Origin of the sequence: Chitinimonas sp. (genome assembly GCF_036568685.1) — a bacterium.
GTDB lineage: Bacteria > Pseudomonadota > Gammaproteobacteria > Burkholderiales > Chitinimonadaceae > Chitinimonas.
The window spans coordinates 1-2,337 of sequence record NZ_DATCSC010000057.1; the positions used below are offsets into that span (position 1 = coordinate 1).

2 protein-coding genes are annotated in these 2,337 nt (G+C 66.1%); both read right to left on the bottom strand.

Going from position 1 to position 2,337, the window contains the following annotated elements; translation table 11 throughout:
* The coding region (locus tag VIM95_RS09325) for a hypothetical protein (protein WP_331984913.1) at positions 1-1,695 on the bottom strand (1,695 nt) is incomplete at its 3' end.
* 114 nt (positions 1,696-1,809) lie between these two features.
* Positions 1,810-2,337 (bottom strand): LysR substrate-binding domain-containing protein (locus tag VIM95_RS09330; protein WP_331984915.1); only part of this gene is annotated, 528 nt, incomplete at its 5' end.

The window sequence follows — 2,337 nt, forward strand, 5'->3', positions numbered from 1 at the left end:
CCAGCCTTTGGCATCGACCACCGCGCCCACGCTGACGGCGGCTTGCGCCAGCGCGCCGAGCGTGAGCAGCTGGCCGCTGCAGAGTGCGGCAAAGAGCCGGTCGGCTTCGGGCGTGATGGTGTCGTCCGGGCGGAACCAGGCCTCGAAGGCAGCCTCGCTGGCGGTGTCGCGCGTCAGGGTTTCAGAGAGGGTCAGCAGCAGCTTCTGCCGGTTGCCGTCGGCCAGTGCGGCCAGCACCTTGTTGCGCAGGTCGCTGTAGCGTTTGACCGCGTCCTGGATCGCCTTGGAAGTCTTGTTGGCGTTGAGCTTGTCGAGGTTCTTGTCGAACTGGGCGCCCAGTTCGCCCAGGGGTTTGAGGATCGCGTCGACCTCGGCCTGGGCCTTGTTGACGATCTGCGCCTTGAGGTCGTCCATGGCCTTTCTAAGACCGGCGGTGGCCTGCGTGATCGCATCGTTCACCAGGGGTTCGAGCTTGCTTTTCAGCTCGCCCGCCGCGGCGGAGGTGCCCAGCAGCTGGTCCAGCCAGCTTGATGCGGCCTGGCTGGCCTGGGCGTCCTGCGTGGCCAGTTCACCCAGGGCTTGGTCCAGTACATCTGCCAGGCCAAAGGTGAGTTTGTCGACCAGGTCCTGGCGCAGGATGCCGGTGGGTTGGCCACCCACCAGCAGGGTGGCCAGGTCCGCCAGGTCGCCGTCCAGCTTGCTGTCGATCAAGCCCTTGAGCTTGTCCGCGATCACGGTACCGGGCTGGGTCAGAGCGTCCAGCACCGGGCTCTTTTTGAGCTCCGGCCAGGCAGCGCGCAAGATGCGCTCGGCACTGGCGGCCACGGCCGAGAAATCGGCCCCGGCGGTAAAGGCCAGCGAGCCGCTGCGGCTGGTCTGCCGCAGGTCGTGCAGCTTGATGCGCAAGCCCTGTACCGTGCCGCCACCGGGCTGGGGGCGCGCCTCCACCATGCTGCTGAGCTTCCAGCGGCTCTGGTGCGATGCCTTGGCACCGGCCTTGACCCCAAACGAGAGGCCCACGCTGGATTGCTCGCCGTCGAGGTTGAAGGTCCAGCCGGTGGCTTTGGCGCTGGCATCCACGTCGATGGCCAGCTGGGCTTCGCCGTCCAGCTCATATTCCATGCCAAACCAGTCGCTATGCCCGGCCATGCGCAGCATGCCCTGGATATTGTGCGGCCAGACAAAGTAACGCTGGGCGTCCGCCAGCGCAGCCAGCAGGGTGGCGTTGTCTTCTGCCTGCACATACCAGCGCAGATCGGCGCTGCGCTTGCCGCCGGCCGTGATGCCCACCTTGCCCCAGGGCAGCTTGTTGGCGTTGGCGCCCAACTGGCCACCGGCCGCGATCGTGCCGCCGTATACCACCAGGGTATGGGCGGCGTCGGGCTGGATGGGCAGGTGCTGCAGGTCCTCCGGGGTGAGCAGATCCAGCGAGAGCGTGGCATTGGCCTCGACGGAGGCCGTCCACTTCCAGTCGCTGGACAAGGTGCCATCGTCGGCGGCCGATTTGTTCAGTAGCGGCAGGGAGAGCTCGGCCTCGCCGGTCTTGGCGAGGTTGGAACCGACCTTTTGCGTAAGCAAGTCCCAGCGGGCGTTGGGCGCCAGGTCCTTGAGCAACTGGGGCAGGGCCTGGGATGGGTTGTCGATCAGTGTCTTGAGCGTGCCCAACGTGTCGGCATTGAGTTTGATCTGGCTCATGTTTCCTCCTGGTAACCTGATTTTTTAGTGACGTATGCGCCTTTCTTCTTAGCACCCGATTATGGCGCTCAGGTGACGCCTTGAGGGTAAGGCGACAGGCGGATGGTGGGCACGCTACGCCGCCTCACCCGCACACACCGCTCGCAAGCGCTCCCGCAACCATTTATGCGCCGGGTCGGCGTCGTGCCGCGGGTGCCACAGAAGCGATATGGTGATCTCCGGCACGGCAAAGGGCAGGACAAAGCTATAAAGGCCCTCGCGCAGGCCGGCGGTGTGGCGCTCGGGCACGGTGGCGATGAGGTCGCAGCTGCGGGCCAGGGCGACGGCGGTACCAAAACCGCCGACGATGAGCGCGACGTCGCGGCTAAGGCCGCTGGCGGCCAGGGCTTCGTCCACCAGGTTGTTGCGGCTGAGGTTGCGCCGCATGACCACCACGTGCTGGCCGGCGGCATAGCGGGCAAGCGTGGGCTTGCCGCGGCTGAGCGGGTGGCCGGGCCGCACCACGCCCACAAAGCGGTCATGGTAGAGCACCCGGGTGCGGATCTCGGGGCTGGTATCGTCACCCACCACGCCGGTCTCCATATCCACTGTGCCTTCACGCAGCAATCGGCTTTCTTTGTCCAGCTTGGGCATAAAGCGCAG